Below are 23,733 nucleotides of genomic sequence, written 5' to 3'. Positions count from 1 at the left end.
TTATAGAATAATTTATGCTTATATGCTATAATCCTGCTTATGAATTTGAAGGAACAGCTCCATTTGTTTTTTTCTCAGCCTGCTTTTTTGGCATGTTTATTCAGCTGGCTGTCTGCTCAACTTGTAAAAACTCTCATAAAGCTTTTCTCTGGAAAAGTTCATAGTTTAAAAGAATTGTTTGAACTTCTTTTGTGGCGTACAGGAAGTATGCCGTCTAGCCATTCCGCGCTTGTAGCTACGCTTTGCACTACAATTGGCTTCCGTTCCGGTGTTAACAGCGATGTTTTTATTCTTTCTCTTGGTTTTTATTTGGTTACAATCCGCGATGCTGTTGGAGTGCGCCGCGCGAATGGGCTTCAGGCTACAATGCTCAATAAAATAGGTCGTCTTCTTGCTGCAAAAAATATAATTGAAGAAGTCAAGCCGATAAAGGAAGTTCAGGGACATACTCCGGCGGAAGTCATTATCGGTTCGTTGCTTGGCTTTTTTATCGGACTTGCATTCAGTGTTTAAAATGAAGCCTAGCAAACTAAAGATTTCATTTTCTATTGCGGCGGTTTGTTCCGTTTTTGTTTTTCTCTTTGCCTTTAGGAGCATTCCAGTTTTTAGAATTTGGGACAGTTATAAAGTTGTTTACGCTGACAAATCTATTCCAGAGGAAAAAGTTCTTTCCTGCCTTGAAAACGCAGGCTGCCAGAACATCATAAGTCTTGGCCGTCAGCAGATTCCATTGGTTTCAGACTTTACGCCTGTTCTTCCTGATTCTTACAATGAATATTTGACAAGCCGGCTTGGATATTTTTTTGACTACTCAAAATCTTTTTTGCTTTATTATATTCCGAATGGTTCAGGACAGCAAATTTTAAAAGCCTTGGAAAATCTTTCGCAGAAAACAGGGCTTCAGGCTGGAATTGACGGAATTCAGCGGTATCCTTTTGCAGTTCCTGTTGTCTGCGTTTTGGTTTTTTTTGCTTTTTTATATTTGTCAAAAAATAAAGTTCCGTTTTTTTTCTCATCTTGCTTTATTTTGCTTTTGTCTTTTTCAAAGCCTTTTTATCCTGTTGCGGCGGCGGTTGTTCTGTATATGCTTTCATGTTATTTTGCTCAGCGGATTTGGGGAAGAAAAAAAGCTTTTTCTGTACTTAAAAAAAATCCGTATTTTATAATTCCGCTTGCAGTTTCGTTTTTGATTGCCTTGCTTTCCGGATGGCAGGAAGGTTTTCTTGTGATTTTGTGCGGACTGGCTTCTTGCTCGGCTCTTTTTCTTTTGGGAACTTTTGAAGCTTTTATGGATTCAAGAAATTCTTTTAAAACTGTAAAGATTTTTTCTGCGCCTCAGCTTCCTCTTATGTATCCTGCTACAGCTTTTCATACGTTTCTTTGCCTTGCACCTTTGCTTGTCTTGCTTTTTTGTTTTGTTTTCGCTTCCAATTTCAGTTTTAGTTCTGGAAAAAATGTTTCTCTTCCTGTTCCTGTGGACTCTTCTTCGGAAAGTTCAATTCCGTCATTAAAAGATTTTTACTGCTGGGCTTGGAATGTGGAGTCGTTTCCGTATAAAAACTTAAACAAAAATTCCGGCTTTGAGAATGTGCAAGAGGGAAGCGTTGTTTCTGTTCCTCGTTTTGAAGAAAAAAACGGCAGAATTTTTCAGGCGGATTCGATCGTGATGAAATTTAATTCGGATTTTAAAAACCGCATTGATAAAAAAGTTGAGTCCCTTGGCTACAATGCAATTGAAAAACTGATGTTGAAACAAGGAGAAAATACGAGCGTTGCTTACAGTTCAAGGGAAAATATTTCCAGACGGCCTGATGGATTCAGCGCAAGCTTGATTTTGTCATGTCTTTTTGTGCCGGTTTTTCTTTTGCTTTTGTATGTGGCAAAATCGAACAGGCGCAGAAGTTTGTAAACAGATTTTTTGAAAAAGTTTGCTGGCTGTTTTTCGGTCAGCTTTGGGAAAAAAAGATAAATGAAGACTGTGAATAATTTTGTTTTGCCTGGACATCCGATGTTTCAGGATTCTGTAAGAGCTTTTTTGCCGAGGAAAGTTGTAATTCCATTTAGGCAGTCGTGCGAGGCGGAGTATTCCTGCGGATTTCAGCCTGGCGATATTGTGAGGGAAGGTCAGATAATCGCTTCTCCAAAAAATTTTGCGGATGGTGCGAACATTCATTCTTCCGTTCCAGGAAAAATACTTTCGATTTTTAAATGTACGCTTCCTAATGGAACTTTGGGAAATGCGGCGGAAATCTCTACAGACGGTGCGTTTTCGTATCTTGGAAAAAAGCTTCCTTCTGTTGACTGGAATTTTTTGAACACAGAAACTTTGCTTGAAGAATTTAAGGTGAAGGGAATTGTAAACACATTCAGAAAAAAAACGGAATCACTTTGCGCCCAGATAACTCGTGGAAATCTTGTAAAAGAGCGTTTTGTAATCGTCAGAATGTTTGATGAAGATCCAAGCCGATTTACAGACAGTTTCATTGCAAAGAAATTTACTTCGGAAGTTGTTCAGGGGGCGTTGATTTGCTGCAAAGCTTTTAGCGCAAAAGGAATTGTTTTTGCTTTGCCTAAGAAATCTGACATTGAAATTTCCACAGAGTTTTTTGGCAATGTTCCTTTTTTGTTTGTAAATGCTGATACAGAAAAGTATCCTTGCGGCTTTATGCAGAATTTGCTTAGGACAATCCGCAATGCTTCCAAAAATTCAGAATTTTCAAAAGTAAACAGCAAGTGCCTTTTTTTAGATCCTGAAACTGCACTTTCAGTTTTTGAAGCAGTTGTAAAAGGAATTCCTGTTATTGAGCGTTACGTCCATGTGCATGGAAGCTGCTTGAAATCCGTTGGAATGTTCAAGGCAAGAATCGGAGCCTCTATAAAAAGTCTTGTTGAGCAATGTGGCGGATTTAAAATTTCTCCTTCAAAAATTGTTGTAAACGGAATGATTACAGGAATGGTGGCTTCAACTTTGGATATTCCGATTACAAAATCTATAAAGTCTTTGGAATTTGTTCCTGCAACGGAACTTTGCGTTCAGGATGAAAAAAACTGCATAAGATGCGGAAAATGCAGAAACGTCTGCCCAGAAGGACTTTCGCCGGATTTACTTTACAAGCACTTGGTTGAAAACTATCATCTTCCAAAAGAACTTTGCGCTACAAGTTTGCTCTGTTCACATTGCTCGGTCTGCAACAGCGTTTGTCCTTCACGCCTGCCTTTGAGCCAGACAATAGCTTTGTTATAAGGAAAAAAAATGACGAATACAGAATTAAAAAAACATTGTGCGAAAATTACTTTGAATCCGTTTGCAAGCGCATCTTATTCACTTGGAACAATTTCGTTTGTGATGATTGCGCTCCTTCTTGTTCAAGTCGCTATGCTGGCGGTTTCAAAAAGTTTTGATTCTCTTGTTGTGCTTTTGTTTGCTTTGCTTGCCTCGGTTTGCGCAGAAGCCGCTTTTTATTTTTTTAAGCGGACTGAAAAACATACTTGGAGAATTTCTGTAATACAAGGCTTGATAGCTGGACTTTTGATTCCTTCTGTTTATCCAGTCTATGCTGTTTTTGCCGTTGTGTTTTTTACTTTGCTTCTTGGAAAATTTGTATTCGGAAACTTTGATTCGTCCTGGGCTAATTTAGTCGCGCTTTGCATTGTTGTTTTGTATTTTTTGAATCCTTCTGCTTTTCCTCCGTTTGCTGTTTCTGCGCAAGAGCTTCAGACAAGAAATGCGGCTCTTTCTCTGATTCAAAATGGAACAGTTCCTTTGCTTGAACTGGATTCTTCTATCACAGATTTTTTGAATAGCTATATTTTTAAGTTTTTTGGAATTTCAATTCCAGATGGATATGTGAGTTTGTTTTGGGACAACGGTTCTGTGATTCCTGCTTTTAGATTCAACTTTATAACTTTAGTTTCTTCCATTATATTGGTTTCATTTGATATGATTGATTACGTTGTTCCTGCAGTTTTCCTTTTTGTCTATTCATTTTTAGTGAGATTTTTGCTTCCGTTTTTTATAGGCGGAATTCCGTTCCAGGGCGACATTCTGCTTGCTCTTCTTACAAGCGGAACTTTGTTTTGCACGCTTTATCTTTTGCAATGGTTCGGAACTTTGCCAATGACTTTGTGGGGAAAATTTCTTTACGGAGCTTTTGCCGGGCTGATTGGCTTTCTTATAATCGGAAGCGGAACTTCTTCTGCAGGATATGTTTTTTTGATTCTTGTTATAAATTTGATTTCTCCTGTGATTCAATTTTTTGAAGACAAAAAGCTATACGAAAATGTTTCCAAAAAACTTGTTCCGCGCCTAAAGGAAATCAGCGAGGTTTAAAATGCTTGAAGATGAAATCGAGACTGTAGACAACGAAAAAAAACTTTTTTATAAAACGCTTCTTATAAAGTGCGGAATTTTCTGCGGAATCCTTGCCGGATTTTTTGCAGTTCTTGTTTTGTTTACTTTGCTTGGAAGAAATTCCTGGAAGAATGGACTGAAAAAAGAAACTTCGCAAGTTTTAAAAGACAACGGCATTGAAAACATTCAGCTTGGAAACTGGGTAAAGATTAAAACTGCGCTTACAGTTTCAGCTTCTGTGTATGAAGCGATTTCTGAAAATACTGAAAATGAAATGTACGCCGTGATTATTCGTGTTCCGACTTTGTACGGACCAGTTCCTGCTGTTTATATTTATTCAGATAAAAACGGTGCGCAGTTTATCGGCTTTTCGCACATTGCAGGAAAAACAAATTCTCATATAAAAGCAAGTTCAGAAAATTCTCAAATTGAATACTGGAAAAATAAAATTCCGGTGATTCTAAATTCAAAATTTTCCCGATAAATTTGACTGCTTTTTTGGAAGGTTAAAATGAAAAAAAACGAGCTTTACATTTATATACCACTTTCATTTGCGCTTCTTCTTCCTGTTCCCGGAAGATTTGCTTATGGACTGATTATTGTTTTTCTGCTTTACCTTATGTCTGTGTGCGGAATTCTTTTTAAAAAGTTTGCTGTTAAATTTTTTAACGCGGAGCTTAGCAATGTGATTGTAACGATTATGCTTGTTTCTCTTTGCATACTTGTCCGCCAGCTTGTAATAGTTTTTTCTCCTTTGATAGCATTTGTTTTAGGAATTGCTTTTTTTATGCCGGCTTTTACATCTTTCATTCTTGGAAATTTGTATTCTTCTTCCAGCTTGTCAGTCCTTTTTGAGCTGAAAAATGTCTTTGTAAAATGCAGTTTCTTTTGTGTTTTTGCGCTTGTGTTTTTCTTTATAAGAGATGTTTTTGGATACGGAACAATTTCTTTTCCTTCGCCGAACGGAATTTTTGAAATTCAGATTTTCAGCGCGGAGAATAAAATTTTGCCTTTTTCATTTTTAGCTTCAATTCCTGGAGCAGTTGTTCTTTTGCTTTTATTTAACGCATTGTTTTTCAAAATAATTTCGTCTTTTGAAATCATAGAAACTTCACGGGTGGACTAAAATGTTTTCAGTTTTTTTCTATTATATTACCTATGCGTCTATAGTCTTGGTTTATGGAATTGGAATGGAGCGGGCAGTGTTCCTTTCTGGAAATAAAAATCCGCTTTGGCTAAAAGCTATAAAAATGCTTATAACGGCAAGTTCTGTTTCAGCTTTGTCTTATCTTTTTGTGAATTCGCTTTTAGTTCCCGCTGAACTTGCAGAGCTTTATCCTTTTGCGGTTCTCTTGATTTTTATTCCTGTATCGGTTTTTATAGAAGCAATTATCAGGATAACGACAAAAATCAGCGCGGTTGAATTTTCAATTTCGCTTCTGTTTATTTTTGTTGCCATTACAGAAAGCTCTTCTCTTGCAGAATGTGTTTTTATAACTTGTATCTGTGTGCTTTCATTTTTTATTTTTATACCTTTTGTTTATTCTCTTTGCAGAAAATTTGATCTGTACGGCGGAAGAACTGAATGCTCAAGAAATAATTTTATTCTTGCTAGCATTGCGATTATAATGCTGATTCTTTTATGCTGGAATGTTTCATGGCTGAATAAAGGAGTTTTTCAATGATAGCGGCTATTCTTTTTGGACTTCTTTTTATAATTGTTGTTTCCTTTGTTTGCGTTTTTATTTTTTATATTTTGTCTCCTTCGCTAAAAAAACAGGAAATTTCTTTTGAGCATTCTTTGATTTCCGAAACAGAGCTTTTGGAAAAATCAAACTTTGAAGAATTTCCTTCAGCTACAGAAAATAAAGCTGTTGTGCTATGTTCACCTGAAAAAAATTGTGGAAAAAAAAGACTTGATTATAACGGTTCTAAAAACTGCGCGTTGTTTTTTTCTGTTTTTGATACAGAATACAATTGCAAGTATATTTGCGCAGGATTTGGAGACTGCATAAAATCTTGTCCGCGCGGCGCATTGTCTATAAAAAATAAAACAGCAGTTGTAAGCAGTCTTTGCAATGGCTGTGGAAAATGCGTTGATTCCTGTCCGCATAAAATTATAAAGCTGATTCCTGCCGCCACAAAAAAAGTTGCATTGTGCAATTCGCCTTTCTCTGAAAAAACAGAATGCTCTGAATTTCTTTCTGAAAAAGAAATCTTGCCCTTTGATAAGAGAGGCTTTAAATTCTGGAAAAAGTGCTATACAATATTTTGCAAAAGGTAAGCTGCTTTAATGAAGAGTAAATTCTGTCTTGTTCTAAATGCTGATTTAGAAAGTTCTGATGAAACTGTTTTGCTTGAAAAAAACTATCAGAATGTTTTTAAACCGTTGCTTTCATTTTTATATTCTCATAAAGATTTTTTTCTTACTATCGGATTTTCAGGACCGCAGCTTTCACATTACGAAAAAAAACATCCGGAATCAATAGAACTTCTTCATGAACTTTCCTCTAAAAGGCAGATTGAAATAATCGGCGGCGGATATTATTCTCCGATTTTTCCTTTGCTTTTGCCAATGGACAGAAGCGGGCAGATTGAAAAAATGAATTCGCTTGTCCGCTCAACGATTGGAAAACGTCCGTGCGGAATGACTTTGTTCGGAAGTATTTGGGATTCTTGCCTTGTTTCAACTTTTCAGTCGTGCGGAATGGAATATGTTTTTCTTGACAGTTCTCTTGTTCCAAAAAAACATTTAAAATGCTGTCCGCTGATTGCAAGTGAGCAGGGAAGAAGCATAAAAATTTTTCCGTCCTATAAAAATTTAATTCCGCTTGAAAATGAATCTTGCCAAGAATGGACTTCAAGAATAAAAACTTTTGCTTCAAAAATTAGACCTGAGCAATTTCCTTTTTCCGACGAGTTTTTTGAGCCTGTGCTATCTCTTTGCTTTTCATTTGAGCAGTTCGGTTCTTTTATGAAATCACAATGCTTTGCTTCTGTTTCTGAAAATTCAGAAGATGTTTCTTTTACAACTCCATATTTGTATTTGAAAAAATCAAAGTGCTTTTCTCCGGCTTATATTCCTGCTGGAATGGACAGCGAAATTTCAAAATGGAGCTTGATTCCGTTTGAGCAGGTAGAAAATAAAACAGGATTTCCGCCTACAATACAAGACTACTTGAATTTGTATTTGCAGAATAAGCGGCTTTATGAGCGCATGGTTTATATCAGTATGCTGGTTTCGCAGTGCAAGGGTGGAGATAAAGTTAGAAAAACTGCATCGTCTGAAATGCTTTGGAAAGCGCAGGACGGAACAAATTATTTGTCTCCGTCATTTGGAGTGCCTTCACCTGCTGAAAAAAGACAAAAGGCTTTTCGCGCTTTGAATGAAGCTGAACGTCTGATTCGTGAGGCTGCAAAAATTTTCAGAGAGTCACTTACTTCTTTTGATTGCAACGGAGACGGACTCAACGAATATATTTGCCAGATGGAAAAATATAATGCTGTTGTTTCCTTGCAGGGCGGACAAATTTCTGAGCTTAATTTTATAAAAAGCGGAGCCAACTATGCCGCAAGTCTTTCCCGGATTGAAAAATTTGATTCTGGAACAGATTTTTATAACCGTGGATTTTTTTCTGACCATTTGATTGAGACTGAAAAGTTTGAAAAATATTTAGCGGAGAAAACAATCGAAAACTGTATTTTTTCCAATTCGCAGTTTTCAGAAAAAAAACTTGAATCCAAGCGAAAAGAAATTCAGCTTGAAGGAAACGGACTTTTTTCTTCCATGAAACTTCCTGTAAAACTTAGAAAGAATTTTACTTTTTCTTCTAGCGGAATTACAGTTCAGTATATTTTAAAGAATGAAAGCCCGATTGAATTGAACGCGTTTTTCGCAGTTGAACTTAATTTTTCCCAGACTCGTTTTGACAAGAAATTTGAAATGGAAAGCCAGTATTCTACAGAAGCTATTTTGAATGAAACGCGCCTTCTTTTGCCTGATTCTTTTTATGCCGATGAGGGCGTTTCGATTATTCAGGTAAAGGATTCCGCAGACAAACGCATTTTTGTGATTGAGCCGAATGAAGACTCCGGGCTTAGCTGCGCGATGATTGCATTTAAACGCCCTGTTGACAGTCTTGAGCCAAAAGTAACTTCTTCTACTTATAAAGTCGCCCTTTTTTGGAATATAAATCTTTCTGCTGGAATGGAAAAAGAAAAGACAATCAACTTGAGTGTTATGCCTCTAAAAAATAACATTAGTGTGAAATAAAGCTATTATCTTCCTGCAATTTTTTTCTTTAGATATTTGTAGAACCATGCGCGAAGTTTTTCTGCTGTCTTATAGAATGCATACCAGTTTTTCTTTAGGACAACATCAAAGCTTCCTGGCCTATGAATGAGTTTTCCACCGAAACCAGTTTTAAAAAGAAACAAGCCGTGCATTGGATGATTTTTATTTTCTTCTGGCGGGCAGCCGTAAAAATCATAGACCGGACAGCCGATTTTTTTTGCATCGCAGATTGCATTCCATTGAAGCAAGTAGGCTGGCATAAAATTCCGCTTTATATTTCCTGATGCACCGTAAAGATAAACAGCTTCTTTTTTGCAGAACAAAGTGATTATTCCTGCAAGAACATCTGCTTCATGTTTTGCAATATAAAGTCTTACAACCGGAGCGTTTTGAGTTTCTGCGCTTGAGTTTAACAAGCCAAGGTAGTAATTTTTTTGATGAAACTGAACTCCGTCGCGTTCGCTTGTCTGCATGAAAAGCTTAAAAAATTCTTCAAACGCACACGGAAAGTCAGCGTCCTTTGCGGAATAAGATTTTACTTCAACGCCTTTTTTTGATGCAAGCCTTATGTTGTATCTCCATTTGCTTTTCATTTCAGAAAGAATTTTTTCTTCAGATTCTAAAAGCGAAAGCAAAACTGTATCCGGCGGCTGTATATCTGTGGCTGTTTTTTCTATGCGGAAATTTTCTTTCTTTGTGTTGTGCTGCTTGAACAATTTTTTTACATTTGAAACAAAATTGTTTTTTTCTTCAAGACTTTCAAAGTCCAGTGCAGGGTCAAACCTTATGCAGATTGTGTCTTCAGGTAGAAACTTGAATATTTTTTTTGAAATTGATTCAAGCTCATTTGAAAATTTCTGGCTAAGATTTTCTTCGTTGCTGGAAAATTCTGGAGACATTGGAATATATGCTATGCTGAATTTCTTAATTTTCAAACTGAACGAGCGCACAAGAACTGAAAGGCATTTTTCATTTTCCTTGCATTCTTTTAAGGATTTAACTTTGGAAACATTGTCTCCATCAAAGATAAAGAAAAATGTTTTCCATCCATGACTGCCTTTAAAGTCTGCCCAAAATTCAGTTTGTAAAAAACGTTGTTCATGATTTTGCATTCTGCTTTTTCCAGATTTTTAGTGAACGTTTCCGTTTTTTGTTTTTACAGTTGAAATTTGTTTTCCTGCTGCCGTTAGAGATTTTCCTCCAATCTGCACTTTGTTTTCCAAAACTTTTATTTCAACTGCAAAAAAGTCTTCCGCCTGAATTTGCTCCGCCTTGGAATTTTCTGTCGAGCATTCAAGAACAACTTTTGTTCCAGGAATTGCCCAAGGAGCTTCGAGAGGCTCTACGCAGTCTTTTCCATTTTCATCTTTGTAGTCGGCGGCAAGCAGCATTCCCCGGCTTTCAACTCCTCGCATTTTTCTTGGCGCAAGATTTGAAGCAAGAATTATATGTTTTCCAAGAAGTTCTTCCGGCTTTAGGAAATCACGAAGTCCGCTTTGGATAATGCGTTCTGTTCCGCTTCCGTCGTCAAGAGTTTCAATGTAAAGCTTGTCGCTTTCAGGATTGTTTTCAACTTTTATGATTTTGGCAACTTTCAGATCAATTTTTTCATTGAACCATTCAGCCTGCTTTTCAAAAGGAAGAACTTCAATCTGCTTTTTTTCTTTCTTCTGTTTTTTTTCAGCTGGCTTTGCGTTGCGGTCTTTTTGTGTTCCTGAAAATTTCTGCCTAAATGCTTCCATTGTCTTTTGATCGAGCGGGGTAAAGAAAACTTCCGTCGGCGAAACTTCGCTTAAGCCTTCTGTGTTTCCAAGATCAGACCAGTCAAGACCTTCCGGCTTTTGCTCATCATTGAAACGTGGTTCGCTGATTTTCTTTCCAAAGTAAGACATTATTTTTTCTGCGAACTGCGGCATGTACGGATGCGCCATAATCATAAGGTCTTTTATCATGTAGCAAAGATTATGAATGAGTTTTGCAGCTCGCTCCGGATGTGTCTCTCTTGTTTTCCACGGCTCTGTGTCTTGGAACGCTTTGTTTCCGATGTCTGAAATTACAAACACTTCATGGAAGGCATCTTTTAAATTTGCCCACTCAAGATAGTCAGTTGCCTTTGCCTCGTGTTCTTTTACCTGCGCCCAAAGCTTTTCGTCAACTGGAGCGTCTGGAATTTTTGAATCATAATATTTCTGCACAAAAAGAAGCGTACGGTTTACAAGATTTCCAAGGTTTCCGATTAGCTCTCCGTTGTAACGCTCACGGAATTCTTTCCACGTGAACTGATAGTCCTGTTTTTCCGGGCGGTTGTAGAAAATGTAGAATCTCCAGGCGTCCGCCTTGATACCGCTTTCCTTTGCGTCTGTTCCGAACACGCCTACGCCGCGGCTTTTTGAAAATTTTCCATCTTCGTAGTTAAGATATTCAGTTGAAGACATATGGAACAATTTTGTAAAGTTGTGTCCGCTTCCAATTTGCGAGCATGGGAAAATTACAGTGTGGAACGGGATGTTGTCTTTTCCAATAAATTGGAACAAGTCAACTGGCGGCTTGTTTTTTGCCTCTTCACTTTCTTCTGGAAGCCACCAGCTTTTCCAGTCAAATGAAGGCTTGGAAGCTGCAATAAGCTCATCGGCAAGCTGCTTTGTTATTGAAATATACCCGATTGGAGCGTTGAACCAGACATAGAAAACTTTGTTCTCATATCCAGCTTTTGGAACAGGAATTCCCCATTTTAAATCACGTGTAATCGCACGCTCGTTGAGTCCGTCTCTTATCCAGGCTTTTGTTATGTTGATTGCGTTGTCTGACCATCTGCCTTCTTTGCTTGTCTTGTTCATCCAAGAGTCAAGGTTTTTGCTGATTGAAGGTAGGTCTATGTAAAGATGCCGGGTTTCTCTTATTTCTGGAGTAGAACCGCAGGTTGCGCACCTTGGAGACTTTAGTTCAACTGGGTCTAAGAGTGAACCGCATTTATCGCACTGGTCGCCTCTTGCATCCTCGAATCCGCATTTTGGGCAAACTCCGTGAACATAGCGGTCCGCAAGGAACATCTGGCAAGAAGGGCAGAAAAGCTGCTTGTTTGTGTGCTCTTTTATGAATCCGTTTTTGTCCAAGTCCTTGAACATTGCCTGAGTTATTTCTGTGCATTCTTCATTTGAAGTCCGACCGAATTTATCAAATGCAATGTCAAACCATTTGTAAATTTCATCGTGCTGCTTGTAGTAGTAGTCGCAAAGCTCACGAGGAGTTTTCTTTTCTTCAACAGCGCGGGTTTCTGTGGCAGTTCCGTATTCATCAGTTCCGCAGACATAAAGAGTTTCGTATCCACGGCTTCTGCAGAATCTTGCAAAAACATCGGCGGAAAGCATTTGTATTAAATTTCCAAGGTGTGGAATATTGTTTACATAAGGAAGGGCTGAAGTTACAAGTCTTCTATTTAAATTCTTAATATTTTCCATGATATTGCAATTATAACAAAATGAGCCTTTGTCCACAAGGGATTTTTGAACAAAGGAAGAATCAGAAAAGTTTTTGTAGAAGAATTCATTTTATAATAAAAATCCGTGCCGCGGACTAATTTTGTGTTTGCTTATTGAATGCTTTTATTAAATTTAGCAAGAAAGAAACTTGTTAAACTGATAAAATTTAAAAGAAAGATAGAACTTCTTTTTAATTGAAATGCTGCGTAAAAAATTCTTCAATCAAAATATCAATATTCTTTTTTAATGCAGATTTCAGTTCGGGTATGATTATGTCAGTCTGTCTGTTTTCTATATTTTCCGGAATTAAAAACTGGTAAGCGTCAGTTTCCAGGGCATTTGCAATTTTTATCATGGTTTTATCGCTTGGCCAAAGGCGTTTTCCTTCAATGCTATTTATTGTCTGGTCAGAAAGTCCGGCTTTTTCTGCAAGTTCAAATTGAGAAAGATTTTTGGCTTTTCTGATTTTCTTTAGATTTGCTGAAAGCCTGTTTTTTAATTCATCCGAGTCCATGAAAAAAGTATCACATTATTAAATCAAGAAATACACTTATGAAAAATACAATTATTTTAAAAATAAAGTATTGTAAATACGTAAAATAAGATTTATACTAACTAAAAACATATTATTACGTACTTTTACTACGTATTGGAGACTTTGTTTTGAAAAAATACGCCATTCTCTGTGGTTCAGCTCCAAGAGGATTCACGCAGAAAAAAATAAACGAAATGTACGATTTTCTCACAAGCAGTTCCGGCGGCGCATGGGCGGAAAAAGAAATTGTGTTTTTTCCGAACGGTGTGGACGATGCGATGCTGGCATTTGTGCTTGAGCGTCTAAAAGCGGATAAGGCTGAGCAAATTCTTCTATATATATGCACTTTAACACCAGTTGCGGATGAGGATAAATCTATCTGGCTTGGCGGATATGAAGTGAGGAGAAGTTTGATAGAGGCGTTCTGTTCGGATGTATGCGCTCAGGTGATTTATGACTGCGGAAGGAAATTGGAGAGAAATGAAAAAATTGAACTGGAAAAAGAGGTTTTTGAAAATAAAATAACTTCTCTTTCATTTGAGAGAGAGGGAGAGTGATATGAAACGCATAATAACATACGGAACTTTTGATTTATTACATTACGGGCACATAAATCTTCTGCGCAGGGCTAAGTCTCTGGGTGACTATCTTGTTGTGGGGCTTTCAACTGACGAATTCAACTGGAACTCAAAGCACAAGAAATGCTATTTCAGCTATGAAAAACGCAAACAGCTTTTAGAGGCAATCCGCTACGTTGATCTGGTTATTCCCGAAGAAAACTGGGAACAGAAGAAAAGCGATGTTGAACTTTATAAAATCGACACATTTGTTATCGGCGATGACTGGAAAGGCAAGTTTGATTTTCTTAAAGAACAGTGCGAGGTTGTTTATCTTGAGCGCACTCCTGAAATTTCCACAACGCAGATAAAGCGTGACTTGGAGAAGCTGTAATGGAAGACTTGAAAAATGTATGGAACGTTGAACTTGACATTCTTAAGAAATTCGACAGTTTCTGCAAAAAACACGGGCTTTCATATTTTGCGGATTCTGGAACTTTGCTTGGAGCTGTCCGTCATAAAGGTTTTATTCCGTGGGACGATGACTTGGACTTTGTGATGTTTAGAAAAGACTATGACAAGTTCATAAAGCTCGCGAAGAAAGAATTTAAGTATCCGTATTTTATTCAGACTGGATATAATGATGCTGGATATGTGGGCGGACTTTGCCATATAAGGAATTCTGAAACGAGCGCAATGTTAAAACGTAATTGGCCACATACAAAATATAATCAGGGAATATTTATAGATGTTTTTCCTTTGGACGGCGTAATTGAAAATAGGGTGTTCAAAAAAACACAGGATTTTTTAAAGAAATTTTTATTTTCGATTTTATGGAATAAATATTATCCAAAAACATGGAAAATGGATTTTTGGAAGAGAGTTTTTCTTATCCCATTAACTTTTTTTCCTCAAAAAATGCTTTTCAGCCTTTATGAGACGGTCTGCAAGATTGGAAACATTCTTCCGCACAGCAAAGTTTGTGAAATTTCGTACTTTGGAACAAATGCGGAGCGGAAAATCAGCGATTATGAGAAAACTGTTTTCTTGGAATTTGAAGACACAAAAGTTCCTGTTCCAGAGAGATTTCATGAGATTCTAGTTTCAATGTACGGAAGCGATTATATGACTCCGAAAAAAGTTTCGAGCGACCACGGCGAAACTTTCTTTGATGTGGGCAATTCATATAAAAAATATCTTTCGGGCGAGCTCGCCTTGCCGGAAACTTTTATAAAACAATAGAAGAGTTTATAGAAAGAATGTCAAAATCAATAAAACTGAATGATTTCTATAAAAGTGTTCTAAGTGCGCTTAATATAATTTTTCCTCTTATAACCGCTCCTTATGTGGCTCGTATTCTTTCTGTGGACGGATTCACGGAATACAACAAGGCTATAAGCATTATCAGCTGGTTTACGCCTTTTGCTGTTTTCGGCGTTTACACTTACGGAATGAGGAGTGTAAGCCAGATTAAAAATGACAAGAAGAAAGTTTCCGCGCTTTTTACAAAGCTGTTCATATTTAATATTTTTACATCTGTGCTTGTGACGGCTGTATATGTGATTATGGTTTTGCTTGTTCCGTCGTTTTTGAAATACAGGAATATTTATCTGATTCTCGCAAGCCAGATATTTTTCGTCTGCTTTGCGACTGACTATGTGAATGAGGCTTTTGAAAGTTACGGCTTTATTCTTATAAAGACATTTCTGTGCCGTTTTTTATATGTCATAAGCGTTTTTCTTTTTGTGAGAAAAAACGATGACATTTTTATCTATATTCTTTTGGTGAACATTTCTTTGATACTGAATAATGTTTTTACATTTGCTTATGCAAAATCAAAGATAAGGTTTTCAAAAATATGCTTTAAGGATTTAACATCACTTTTTAAGCCGTTGTCGGTTGTGTTTTTGCTTGTTAATTCAAGCATGCTTTACACTATTTTTGACCGCTTTATGCTTGTGTGGTTTTCTGATGCCCTTAGCCTTACTTATTACAATGTTTCCCAAACGATTATTCTTGCAGTTGTGAATGTGACGACATCTGTTTTACTGGTGAGCATTCCTCGTCTTTCGTTTTATTGGGCGGACGGCAAAAAGAATGAATATTGTTTTTTGCTTGAAAAAAGCTCGTCTTCGTTTTTGGCATTGCACACTCCTTGTTGCATAGGAATGGCGGTTCTTTCCTTTGAGGTTTTCTATATTTACGCAGGCCAAAAATATTTGTCGGGCGCACTGTCTTTATGTTTATTTTCTGTGCGCTATTATTTTGGCGCGTTTGACATGATTCTTGCCAAGCAGGTTCTTCTTGCGACCGGCAACGAGAAAATTCTTACAAAAATTTACTATTTCGCAGGCATTTACAACATCTTGAGTAAAATTGTCCTTGTTCTGCTCAATAAACTTACGCCCGAGCTTTGCATTATAACAACGGCATCTTCTGACATTTTGGTTGTTGTTTTGCAGATTCTGTTTATAAGAAAACTCGGATTCAATTTTTCAATATTTTCAAAAAAGAATTTTAAATATCTGGCGACAAGCTTTATTTTTATTCCAATTGTGCTGGCCATAAAGCATTTTGTTTCCTTTGACGGCGCGATTTCAATTCTGATTAGAAGTGTTCTGTCTGTAGTTTTGTGTGCACTTTTGTATCTTTCAATGCTGATTTTTACAAAAGATGAATTCTTAAAAAATCTTGCTTTCTGGAAATCTAAAAAGCAAGCTAGTGGAGCAAAAAATGAATAAGAAAAATCTTCCTTTGTATGTGAAAATTGTGCGCTATGCGGCAATCTGTTTTCTTGATACTCTCTTTCTTCCAATTTACCACTTGTGCGGACTTTTCAGACGAAACCGAAACCTGTGGATTTTTTCCAGCTGGCTTGGACAGAAATACAATGACTCCAGCAGAATATTTTTTGAGTATATGCATAAGAATCATCCTGAAATCAGATGTGTCTGGCTTTCAAAAAACAGGCGGATTCTAAAGATGCTGCGCGAAAATGGGTATGAGGCGGTTTCCGTTTTTTCGCCTTATGCAATGTGGCTTTCTTTCCGCGCCGGAATGATTTTTTCAACTTCCTCTGATGAATTTTTTCTTGGTCTTGCGAAAGGCTCAGTTCTCATGGAGCTTTGGCACGGAATGCCGCTTAAGAAAATCGGCTTTGACGACAATGTTTCAAAAGGAAACGGAACATTTCTGCATAAATTCGGACTTGAGATGAACAAGAGATTTTTCCGCTGGAAGAGTTTTATGTACATGAAGAACTGCTGGACTTTGACCAGTTCTGATTTTTTTGTTAAGTTTTTGCAAACCGCATTTGACTTGCCGACAGAAAGAATTCTTCCTGTCGGTCTTCCGAGAACCGATGCCTTGTTTTCTTGTAAAAAAGAATCTCTTGTTGAAAAAGTCCGCATAGAATTTCCCGGCTGTAGAATTGTTCTTTATATGCCGACTTTCAGAACCGGTGTCTGGAGCGGAAAGCCTTTCAATCCGTTTGCCGCTGACTATGGTTTTAACGCAGACGAATTTTCAGATTTTCTTGAAAAGGAAAATATTGTTCTCTTGTACAAGCCTCATTTTGTGGATTTGGAACTTGGGCAGAACCTCTCGTCCGAAAAACGTTTCATATTTATTGATGATGAAAGTTACAGCGAGCTTTACAACTTCGCCGGTCAGGTTGATATGCTGATGACCGACTATTCAAGCATTTACTTTGACTTTATCGCGACAAAAAAGCCGGTTGTTCTTCTGCCGTTCGATTTGGACGAATACCTAAAGACAAGTCGGGCACATTACTTTGAGTATTCGGAAATTGAAGGCGCAAAGGCAAAAAACTGGCAGGAATTCTACAGAATTCTTGAAGAGAAAAGCTATTCGCCAGTAAGCAAGGAAACGCGGAAAAAGTTCGCGGAATACTTGGACGGAAAGTGCTGCGAAAGGCTGTGGGAAAAAATAATGGAGCTTTCAAGATGACTATTTCAATTGTGCTTGTCACTTATAACGGAGAAAAATAGGAATGACAAAATTTTCTGAGGTCTATTATGTAAAAAAGATATTCAATATTTTTGAAAAAATTGATTGGTTTTATTAAAAATCATTGCAATCAAAAATTGCAATATAAAAAATTACAAACAGGAGTTTTTATTATGAAAATATTACGTCCACATTATTCTGCGGGTGCAAAAATCCTTCAAGAAGGAAAATTAAACAAAAAAGCCGGAGATGAAGTTGAAAAAAAATTAAACAAAAGCAAATCTGAATCTGCTGGAAATTTTCTTGGAGAGATTATTGCAGAATCTGTTTTTGAAAATCCAAAGATGATTACAAAGAAATTTGCAGAAATAAAAGAAAAAAATGAAATATACAATATAAAAATAAAAAAGATTTTCTTTCAGGATAAAAAAATAGAAACATCTATATTTGATGATTATCCAATAGAATATGATTTTGAAGATGAAAAGTGTTTTGATGCTTTAGTGAATGATGTTTTAGTAAAAGGCGGAAAATATAATAATAAATTTTCATCAGAAGCAATGAAATATAGTTTGTCATTTTATGGAATAGATTTACTGGATTGCATAATTTCTGAAAATGAATATTTGGAAATTAAGTTTAAAATTCTATCAAAGTTGCCAAGTTTGTGTAAGACAGACAGTGCTTTTTCTTCAGATTGCACAATAAAAGGAGAAGATTTTGATAATGTTATTGAACAGCCTTTTGAGGCAAAAGTTGTAAATGCTATTTCTCGTATTAGTTATATCCTTTCAGAATTAAAATCTTGCTTGGGTTTTGAGAATTAAATTTCATAAAAACTATTTTTGGTAATATGAAAAAGATTTATTCAGTATCCTTAGCTACAGTAAAATATATTCTATTTTCTCTGCTCGTTATAAGTTATTTTCTTCAAGTACCGTTCAGGTTGCTTGCAAAATTTATTTCTGTATTCGCTTTGTTTTTTGCACTGGCAAATTACAGAAGTTGGCTAAAACTGTTTAAGAGACCATTATTCTGTTTGTATTGCTTGTATATATCAATATGTATATTTTGCGTGGCATTTAATTTAAATGCTGCTATCGGAAAAATCATTCGATTTTCGGAAATTTTTCTGATGATTCCTTTGTTCTTTTGTATAGATGAATCCAAAAACAGCAATTTCTATTCAAAGGTATTTGTAAGAATCGCATTCTTGAAAGCTATTGTGCTGTTTTCGATTTATGGAATAATTGTAAAAACAGGAAGCTATTCTGCTATAAGAGCATACGGACATTTGAAAGGCTGGGGTGACATTTATTCGTTCGGCTCTATGTTTTTGACTAGAGTTCAGGTTCAAGGAAATGCGCTTCTTGTAATGGCGTTTTTTACGGCCTGCTACAAAAAAGATAAATTATTCTATAGAGTTGCTTTGTTTTTAGCGTGCCTTATTGCGGGAAACAAAGCCTATCTTATAGGAATATTCCTGTTTGTCTTATATTTTTTTGCCTCTTGGCTTTTTAAGACAAAGAGAAGCTATAATTTTGATTTCAAAGTATGTTTTCTTTTGGTTTGTACTATGATGAGCTTTCCAGTAATTATAGACAAGGCAAATTCGATTCTTGAAGAAAAAGCTGGATATAGTAATGCTGTTAGAAAAGATCAGGCGGAAATTCTGCTTTCCGGAAATATAATTACTGGAAACGGAGTTGGGAATTCAATAACTGCAAAAACTAAATATCGAGATTATTCCGGTGCGGATTATTTTGAAGTTCAGACTCTTTATGTGATAAATCAGATTGGAATTATCGGATACTCTTTATTTTTAATTTTGACATTTGGGCTTCTTTTAAAACGGAAAAATAGCTTTGCTCTTGTTTTTATTTATTTTACCTATTTGGCTTATACATTTTTTAATCCGTATTGCTTTGATACAACTCACATGATTACAGGTTTTTTGCTCTGTTCTGTATTTTATTCACATTCGAAAAAGGAGACTTTCATAAAATGAAAACAATTTCACTTATAACTGTATATTTCCCTGATGAAAATGTGAGAAATAATATAATTCAGCTTTCACGATTAGTAGACAAAGTTGTCTTGCTTGATAATACGCCGATTTCTGATAATTCCGCCTTGTTTTCTGGAATTGAAAAAACAGAATATATTGCTTACAAGGAAAATCTTGGACTTTCAGAAGCATTTAACCGTTACTTAAAAAAATTAACAGAAAATTGCTTTATCATCTTTTTTGACCAGGATTCTTTCTGTCCTGAAAGCCTCATTGAACAATTGAAAAATGACTATTCATTTTGCTGCAGAAAATTAGGCAAGAAAGGAATTATCGGACCGGCATATTTTGAAAAAAATGCAAATCAACTGATGATTCCAAAACAAAAGAAGAGGATCACAGAGGGAATCTATCAAGTAAAGTCAATAATCACATCTGGAATGTTCACCGAACTGGAAGTTTTGCAAAAAATTGGCTTGTGGAACGAGGAAATATTTCTTGATATGGCAGACTGGGATTTATGCTGGAGAGTTTTACACACTGGATTTTTCTGTTGCCTTTCAACAAACGCAGTTCTTTCACACCGACTTGGAAAAAGTATTCATTATTTTTGTGGAATTAAAATTGAAGAATGGGCTTCCTTTAGAGTTTATTATCAGGTTCGTGATTGTCTTTATCTCTTAAGAAAAGACTATGTACCATTTAAGTAAGCTAAGCCCTTTGTCCAGACATTTTGTCTGAAAAATAACGAATTTTATGCAGCCATCTTGTTGATGATTGCCGAAGGAAAACTTCCTTCCCTGTATACTTCGTCAGGAGTCTTGTAATCCAAGCCCTGATGAATTCTTTCATTGTTGAAGAACCTCACGAATTCTCCAAGCAGTTTCCGGAGTTCTTCTTCGGATCTGTAATCCCGGAGAAAAATCCATTCATATTTCAAAGTACGCCAGGTTCGCTCTACAAAGATGTTGTCCTTGCATCTTCCGATTCCGTCCATGCTGATTTCAACATTGTAGGATTTCAGAAGCCCGATGAACTCTCCGCTGGTATACTGGGAACCGCAGTCCGTGTTGAATACTGCCGGAACCCCGTATTTCTCAAAGGCTTCCCTCACGCATTCCAGGCAGAAATCTGTCCTCATGCTGTCCGAGAGCCGCCAGCTCAGAATCTTCCGGCTGTACAAATCAATCACGGCCGTAAAATACATCATGCCCCATGGAGTCTTGATGTAAGTGATGTCTGTCGCCATTACCTGGTTCGGGAACGCGATGAGCTTGTTCCGCAAGAGGTACGGGAACTTTCCGTATGGCGCTTTTCCGCTTCTTGTGGTCTTGAAGACAGGCTTCTGGCCTTTGATTCCAAGTTCCTTGTACAGGTTGCGGATAAACTTTTCTCCAGCCCAGTCGTACCCGAGTCTTTTCAGATGCTTTGACATCTTTTTGTAACCATAGGTACTGTGAGTTGACCACTCATTGATTACAATTTTTGCACGATTGAACCTTGTTTTGTTTTCCCCAGCCTTCTTTTTCTGTCGTTCTGCTTCAAATCTGCGGCGCTCATAGTAAGTTGCCCGTGGAAGTTTCAGTATCCGGCACTGTTCAAGTACAGACAGCCCGACTCCATTTTTGTCATGCATATCTTTTTGAACAAGCTGCCATGATGCTAGTCCAGATGAAGCTTTTTTTTTAGCAAGTCAACCTCGAGCTGTTTCTTTCCTAATGAGGCGAGCATTTCATCCTGCTTTGCCCGTAGCCTTTCATTCTCTTCACGGAGGGCTTTCTGTTCGTCTGTCTCAAGTTTTCCTTCCAGAAACTGCTCCATCCATTCAGACAGTGTGCTTGGTGCAATGCTGTACTTTGCAGCGACCTCCGCCTCTTTAGCTCTCTTTTTAAGAGCCTCTTTTGCAACTTCGAGTTTGAACTTGTCTGAAAAATCCTTTCTTTTTCTTCCCATGAATTTGTCCTACCTTGACCTTAGCACAAATTCGTTGTTTTTTCTCCTCCGTGTCTAAATCTGAGGCTTATTATAAAGTTTAGAATCAGATTTATATTTATGCTTATTATTCGTCCAGTTTTATATTTGATTCTTCTCCCTAATAAAAAGAAACGTTTGCAATATTTTGTAAAAGGAATAAAAGATTTTAGAAAAAATATTTACGGAGTTTTGGATAAAAATGATGACAGTAAAAAATATCTCAGTGTTTGATTTAGATGGTACTTTATGGGAAAAGAATTCACATCTTCTTATTTTAAATTCCTTTTTTCATACAGGTTTTTATACAGGATTATTTGCCAGGTTTTTCTCTTATTTTTTTAAGTCTACTTGGCAACATAAAATAGATAGAAAATTACAAAGAATCCCATCTTCATTTATTGAAAATTTTGATATTTCTGAATTTAAAATAAATACCAAGATTCATAAACTTCTTGAAGAAAAAAAAAGAAATTCAAAAGTTGTTTTTATCTCGAATGCACCTGAGCAAATTGTGCATAAAGCAGCAAACTATTTCGCTGTCGATGGATTTCACGCAGATGTGGGCAAAAAATCTGATATTTTACACGAAAATTTTAATTATGAGAGATTGTTTGTATGTACTGACAATAAATCTGACACGGATTTGCTGAAAATTGCCGATGATAAACTTTTTATAAAGAAAACAGAAAAAAAGAAATTTTATATTCCCTTGCTTTACACTTTGAAAACTCGTTATATTGGAATCTTAGGTTTCATTTCATTCCTTATAACGAGTGTTTTTCCTTCAATTCTTTATTTTTATATTTTCATTAAAGATGAAAATATAAATCAAAGTGGAATTTCGTTTCTTTGTTCATATTTAATTGTCAATTCAATTTATGAAATTGGCTATATAATAAATGATGTATATTCATCAAGAAAAGAAAAAAGTCCAACTTTAAGACTTTCAAAGCAGGAATTAGAATTCGGTGAAAAAAATATTTTAAGAATAATAAATATTCGTTTGCTTTTTATAATCTTACTTTATTCGATTTTAATTTGCTTAAATAATGTAAAATCTGTATTGTATATTTTCTGTCTTTTATTAATGTCTATTTATTTAGTTCACAATAATATAAATAGTCGATATAGGTTTTTATCGAATTCTCTTTTAGTCACTTTTCGATTTCTTGTACCATTTCTGATTTTTCCAATACAGATGAATCTAATTTCGTTCATATCGCTTTTTATTACTTTGCCATTGTTAAAAACAGCTACATATTTTTTTAAAAAGAATTGTGATTATTCAGAAAAATTTTTAAATAATTTCCAACTGATATATTATTTTGTTCTTTCTTTACTGTTTACATTATGCTCTTTTATTTTAGATGACAAAAAAATTCAAGTTTCTTTTATCTGCTCACTAATGCTTTTTTTATATAGATGCTCAGTTAGCCTTTTAAAAAAATTAAGGAGACCTCACAATGACTTTCACTGTACTTCAATCCGTTTACAAAAAAGATAATCCCGAATATCTCTCTGAATCTTTGCAGAGCATTGCGGAAAACACTGTACAGCCTTATTCGGTTGTTCTTGTAAAAGATGGAATTCTAAATCATGAGCTGGAATCTGTTATCTCTGAATGGCAAAGTAAGCTTCCGCTGAAAGTTGTGGGCTATGAGAAAAATCAGGGGCTTGCACATGCACTAAATTACGGACTGCAGTTTGTTGAGACGGAGCTTGTTGCAAGAATGGATAGCGATGACATCTGTTTTTCAGACAGATTTGAAAAACAGATTGCCCAGTTTGAAGTAGATTCTTCAATTGAAATTCTAGGCGGTGGAATTGAGGAGTTTTATATAGAAGAAAACGGAACTGAATTCCGAAGAGTCCGTCTCTATCCGAAATGGACAGACTCAAAATCAAGAACGCTTTACCGGGGAACTCCTGTTGCGCATCCGACTTTGATGATGAGGACTGCCTTGCTGAAAGAATTTGGGTATAGCGAAAGCACAAAATGCAACGAGGATATTGACTTGTGGTTCAGGCTTCTTGCCGTTGGACACAGGATAAAAACACTGCAGGAACCGATTCTTCATTTCAGGATTACAGACGGAACTTTTCGCCGGCGTTCAGTTTCAAAGGCTTTAGATGAATATTCAATTTATACAAAAAGTCTGCGACATTTCAACGGAATGACCAAGAACGACATAATTCCATTGATGCGCCTTGCCGCCAGATTTCTTCCAGGAAGTCTGAATAAAAAGGCGTACCTTTCGCAGAAACGCCAAAAACTTTTCAAGGAGAATCTTATGAACATAAAATCATTGAACAATCAGGTTTTTATGAAAAACGGACATATTTTTGAGGCAGTTATCCAGTTTGAGGAGAACGGAATTCAGATGATAAAGGCAGTTCAGCTAGATAGCAAATCAAAATGTATTGTGGAAGTTCCTGCATCCGAAGTCGAACTTTTTAGAACAAGTGAAAGTGTGGATGTGAGTTTGGAAGTGAAAGGATAATCTTTATGAGCAAGACTTTTTAGAAAAGTCTGAATTGCAGGAAGAACCTATTGTCTGGAAATAAG

The 23,733-nt window shown here is 36.3% G+C and carries 23 protein-coding genes and 1 pseudogene; 19 read left to right on the top strand and 5 right to left on the bottom strand.

Annotated elements, in window-relative coordinates:
• Nucleotides 1-39 precede the first annotated feature (39 nt).
• The 9 genes and pseudogenes from TRESU_RS06895 to TRESU_RS06855 all read left to right on the top strand — a co-directional run bounded on the left by TRESU_RS06895 (nt 40) and on the right by TRESU_RS06855 (nt 8,624).
• Nucleotides 40-513, top strand: coding sequence for a divergent PAP2 family protein (locus TRESU_RS06895; RefSeq protein WP_013701539.1), 474 nt, complete (start codon nt 40-42; stop codon nt 511-513).
• A gap of 1 nt (nt 514) precedes the next feature.
• The gene (locus TRESU_RS06890; protein ID WP_013701538.1) at nt 515-1,909 is read left to right on the top strand and encodes a hypothetical protein; all 1,395 of its coding nucleotides are present in this window, start codon (nt 515-517) and stop codon (nt 1,907-1,909) included.
• A gap of 60 nt (nt 1,910-1,969) precedes the next feature.
• Complete coding sequence (locus TRESU_RS06885; RefSeq protein ID WP_013701537.1) at nt 1,970-3,244, top strand: Soluble ligand-binding domain-containing protein; 1,275 nt, start codon at nt 1,970-1,972, stop codon at nt 3,242-3,244.
• A 9-nt stretch (nt 3,245-3,253) separates the two neighbouring features.
• Nucleotides 3,254-4,330 carry an RnfABCDGE type electron transport complex subunit D gene (locus TRESU_RS06880; protein ID WP_013701536.1) on the top strand — a complete coding sequence of 359 codons (1,077 nt, stop codon included), beginning with the start codon at nt 3,254-3,256 and terminating at the stop codon, nt 4,328-4,330.
• 1 nt (nt 4,331) lies between these two features.
• Nucleotides 4,332-4,835, top strand: a complete 504-nt coding sequence (locus TRESU_RS06875) for a hypothetical protein (RefSeq protein ID WP_013701535.1) — start codon at nt 4,332-4,334, stop codon at nt 4,833-4,835.
• Between the two features lie 27 nt (nt 4,836-4,862).
• Complete coding sequence (locus tag TRESU_RS06870) at nt 4,863-5,477, top strand: hypothetical protein (protein WP_013701534.1); 615 nt, start codon at nt 4,863-4,865, stop codon at nt 5,475-5,477.
• Nucleotide 5,478: 1 nt separating this feature from the next.
• Nucleotides 5,479-6,036 carry a hypothetical protein gene (locus TRESU_RS06865; RefSeq protein WP_013701533.1) on the top strand — a complete coding sequence of 186 codons (558 nt, stop codon included), beginning with the start codon at nt 5,479-5,481 and terminating at the stop codon, nt 6,034-6,036.
• Nucleotides 6,033-6,446, top strand: a pseudogene (locus tag TRESU_RS14245) (hypothetical protein); the annotation flags it as partial. The gene TRESU_RS06865 and the pseudogene TRESU_RS14245, both read left to right, overlap by 4 nt.
• A gap of 198 nt (nt 6,447-6,644) precedes the next feature.
• The gene (locus TRESU_RS06855; RefSeq protein WP_013701531.1) at nt 6,645-8,624 is read left to right on the top strand and encodes an alpha-amylase/4-alpha-glucanotransferase domain-containing protein; all 1,980 of its coding nucleotides are present in this window, start codon (nt 6,645-6,647) and stop codon (nt 8,622-8,624) included.
• A 5-nt stretch (nt 8,625-8,629) separates the two neighbouring features.
• Here TRESU_RS06855 and TRESU_RS06850 read toward each other — a convergent pair whose 3' ends face one another.
• The 3 genes from TRESU_RS06850 to TRESU_RS14240 form a co-directional block, all read right to left on the bottom strand.
• Nucleotides 8,630-9,757 (bottom strand): lipid II:glycine glycyltransferase FemX, encoded by a 1,128-nt coding sequence (locus TRESU_RS06850; RefSeq protein WP_013701530.1) that lies wholly within the window; start codon nt 9,755-9,757, stop codon nt 8,630-8,632.
• A gap of 18 nt (nt 9,758-9,775) precedes the next feature.
• Nucleotides 9,776-12,103, bottom strand: a complete 2,328-nt coding sequence (gene metG / locus TRESU_RS06845; protein ID WP_013701529.1) for a methionine--tRNA ligase — start codon at nt 12,101-12,103, stop codon at nt 9,776-9,778.
• 211 nt (nt 12,104-12,314) lie between these two features.
• Nucleotides 12,315-12,638, bottom strand: a complete 324-nt coding sequence (locus TRESU_RS14240) for a helix-turn-helix domain-containing protein (RefSeq protein WP_013701528.1) — start codon at nt 12,636-12,638, stop codon at nt 12,315-12,317.
• Between the two features lie 149 nt (nt 12,639-12,787).
• On the opposite strand from TRESU_RS14240, the gene TRESU_RS06835 reads away from it, so the two are divergent.
• From TRESU_RS06835 to TRESU_RS06800, 8 genes are all read left to right on the top strand, one after another.
• On the top strand, nt 12,788-13,216 hold the full coding sequence (locus tag TRESU_RS06835) for a hypothetical protein (RefSeq protein WP_013701527.1): 429 nt from the start codon (nt 12,788-12,790) through the stop codon (nt 13,214-13,216).
• Between the two features lies 1 nt (nt 13,217).
• Nucleotides 13,218-13,610 carry a glycerol-3-phosphate cytidylyltransferase gene (gene tagD, locus TRESU_RS06830; RefSeq protein ID WP_013700800.1) on the top strand — a complete coding sequence of 131 codons (393 nt, stop codon included), beginning with the start codon at nt 13,218-13,220 and terminating at the stop codon, nt 13,608-13,610.
• Nucleotides 13,610-14,458: a LicD family protein gene (locus TRESU_RS14235; RefSeq protein ID WP_013700801.1), complete on the top strand. Its 849-nt coding sequence runs from the start codon at nt 13,610-13,612 to the stop codon at nt 14,456-14,458. Before tagD ends, TRESU_RS14235 begins: the two co-directional genes overlap by 1 nt.
• 17 nt (nt 14,459-14,475) lie before the next feature.
• Nucleotides 14,476-15,957 (top strand): oligosaccharide flippase family protein, encoded by a 1,482-nt coding sequence (locus TRESU_RS06820; protein WP_013701526.1) that lies wholly within the window; start codon nt 14,476-14,478, stop codon nt 15,955-15,957.
• Entirely contained in the window at nt 15,950-17,185 is a 1,236-nt protein-coding gene (locus TRESU_RS06815) for a CDP-glycerol--glycerophosphate glycerophosphotransferase (RefSeq protein ID WP_013701525.1), read from the top strand. Before TRESU_RS06820 ends, TRESU_RS06815 begins: the two co-directional genes overlap by 8 nt.
• A 92-nt stretch (nt 17,186-17,277) precedes the next feature.
• Entirely contained in the window at nt 17,278-18,012 is a 735-nt protein-coding gene (locus TRESU_RS06810; protein WP_148228275.1) for a hypothetical protein, read from the top strand.
• Nucleotides 18,013-18,260: 248 nt separating this feature from the next.
• Nucleotides 18,261-19,193, top strand: coding sequence for a hypothetical protein (locus TRESU_RS06805; protein WP_148228274.1), 933 nt, complete (start codon nt 18,261-18,263; stop codon nt 19,191-19,193).
• Nucleotides 19,190-19,903, top strand: a complete 714-nt coding sequence (locus TRESU_RS06800) for a glycosyltransferase (protein ID WP_013701522.1) — start codon at nt 19,190-19,192, stop codon at nt 19,901-19,903. The genes TRESU_RS06805 and TRESU_RS06800 overlap by 4 nt, the downstream gene beginning before the upstream one ends.
• Nucleotides 19,904-19,947: 44 nt before the next feature.
• Here TRESU_RS06800 and TRESU_RS06795 read toward each other — a convergent pair whose 3' ends face one another.
• Both TRESU_RS06795 and TRESU_RS15565 read right to left on the bottom strand, forming a co-directional pair.
• Nucleotides 19,948-20,829: an IS3 family transposase gene (locus TRESU_RS06795; RefSeq protein ID WP_041612012.1), complete on the bottom strand. Its 882-nt coding sequence runs from the start codon at nt 20,827-20,829 to the stop codon at nt 19,948-19,950.
• A 26-nt stretch (nt 20,830-20,855) separates the two neighbouring features.
• A complete protein-coding gene (locus tag TRESU_RS15565) occupies nt 20,856-21,146 on the bottom strand; it encodes a transposase (RefSeq protein ID WP_013702691.1) in 291 nt (96 codons plus the stop codon).
• Nucleotides 21,147-21,366: 220 nt separating this feature from the next.
• Here TRESU_RS15565 and TRESU_RS06785 point away from each other — a divergent pair, with 220 nt between their 5' ends.
• Together TRESU_RS06785 and TRESU_RS06780 are read left to right on the top strand one after the other, a co-directional pair.
• The gene (locus TRESU_RS06785) at nt 21,367-22,671 is read left to right on the top strand and encodes an HAD family hydrolase (protein ID WP_013701520.1); all 1,305 of its coding nucleotides are present in this window, start codon (nt 21,367-21,369) and stop codon (nt 22,669-22,671) included.
• On the top strand, nt 22,631-23,668 hold the full coding sequence (locus tag TRESU_RS06780; protein WP_013701519.1) for a glycosyltransferase: 1,038 nt from the start codon (nt 22,631-22,633) through the stop codon (nt 23,666-23,668). Before TRESU_RS06785 ends, TRESU_RS06780 begins: the two co-directional genes overlap by 41 nt.
• The last annotated feature ends 65 nt before the right edge of the window (nt 23,669-23,733 follow it).

Origin of the sequence: Treponema succinifaciens DSM 2489, from assembly GCF_000195275.1 — a bacterium.
In the GTDB taxonomy this organism is placed as follows: Bacteria; Spirochaetota; Spirochaetia; order Treponematales; family Treponemataceae; genus Treponema_D; species Treponema_D succinifaciens.
The sequence above is the reverse complement of the archived record's forward strand: the minus strand, read 5'-3'. Positions and strand labels throughout refer to the sequence as shown.

Coding starts and splice junctions, on each gene's coding strand:
- TRESU_RS06895 (WP_013701539.1), top strand. CDS start 40: ATGAATTTGAAGGAACAGCTCCATTTGTTTTTTTCTCAGCCTGCTTTT.
- TRESU_RS06890 (WP_013701538.1), top strand. CDS start 515: ATGAAGCCTAGCAAACTAAAGATTTCATTTTCTATTGCGGCGGTTTGT.
- TRESU_RS06885 (WP_013701537.1), top strand. CDS start 1,970: ATGAAGACTGTGAATAATTTTGTTTTGCCTGGACATCCGATGTTTCAG.
- TRESU_RS06880 (WP_013701536.1), top strand. CDS start 3,254: ATGACGAATACAGAATTAAAAAAACATTGTGCGAAAATTACTTTGAAT.
- TRESU_RS06875 (WP_013701535.1), top strand. CDS start 4,332: ATGCTTGAAGATGAAATCGAGACTGTAGACAACGAAAAAAAACTTTTT.
- TRESU_RS06870 (WP_013701534.1), top strand. CDS start 4,863: ATGAAAAAAAACGAGCTTTACATTTATATACCACTTTCATTTGCGCTT.
- TRESU_RS06865 (WP_013701533.1), top strand. CDS start 5,479: ATGTTTTCAGTTTTTTTCTATTATATTACCTATGCGTCTATAGTCTTG.
- TRESU_RS06855 (WP_013701531.1), top strand. CDS start 6,645: ATGAAGAGTAAATTCTGTCTTGTTCTAAATGCTGATTTAGAAAGTTCT.
- TRESU_RS06850 (WP_013701530.1), bottom strand. CDS start 9,757: ATGCAAAATCATGAACAACGTTTTTTACAAACTGAATTTTGGGCAGAC.
- metG (WP_013701529.1), bottom strand. CDS start 12,103: ATGGAAAATATTAAGAATTTAAATAGAAGACTTGTAACTTCAGCCCTT.
- TRESU_RS14240 (WP_013701528.1), bottom strand. CDS start 12,638: ATGGACTCGGATGAATTAAAAAACAGGCTTTCAGCAAATCTAAAGAAA.
- tagD (WP_013700800.1), top strand. CDS start 13,218: ATGAAACGCATAATAACATACGGAACTTTTGATTTATTACATTACGGG.
- TRESU_RS14235 (WP_013700801.1), top strand. CDS start 13,610: ATGGAAGACTTGAAAAATGTATGGAACGTTGAACTTGACATTCTTAAG.
- TRESU_RS06820 (WP_013701526.1), top strand. CDS start 14,476: ATGTCAAAATCAATAAAACTGAATGATTTCTATAAAAGTGTTCTAAGT.
- TRESU_RS06815 (WP_013701525.1), top strand. CDS start 15,950: ATGAATAAGAAAAATCTTCCTTTGTATGTGAAAATTGTGCGCTATGCG.
- TRESU_RS06800 (WP_013701522.1), top strand. CDS start 19,190: ATGAAAACAATTTCACTTATAACTGTATATTTCCCTGATGAAAATGTG.
- TRESU_RS06795 (WP_041612012.1), bottom strand. CDS start 20,829: ATGCATGACAAAAATGGAGTCGGGCTGTCTGTACTTGAACAGTGCCGG.
- TRESU_RS15565 (WP_013702691.1), bottom strand. CDS start 21,146: ATGGGAAGAAAAAGAAAGGATTTTTCAGACAAGTTCAAACTCGAAGTT.
- TRESU_RS06785 (WP_013701520.1), top strand. CDS start 21,367: ATGATGACAGTAAAAAATATCTCAGTGTTTGATTTAGATGGTACTTTA.
- TRESU_RS06780 (WP_013701519.1), top strand. CDS start 22,631: ATGACTTTCACTGTACTTCAATCCGTTTACAAAAAAGATAATCCCGAA.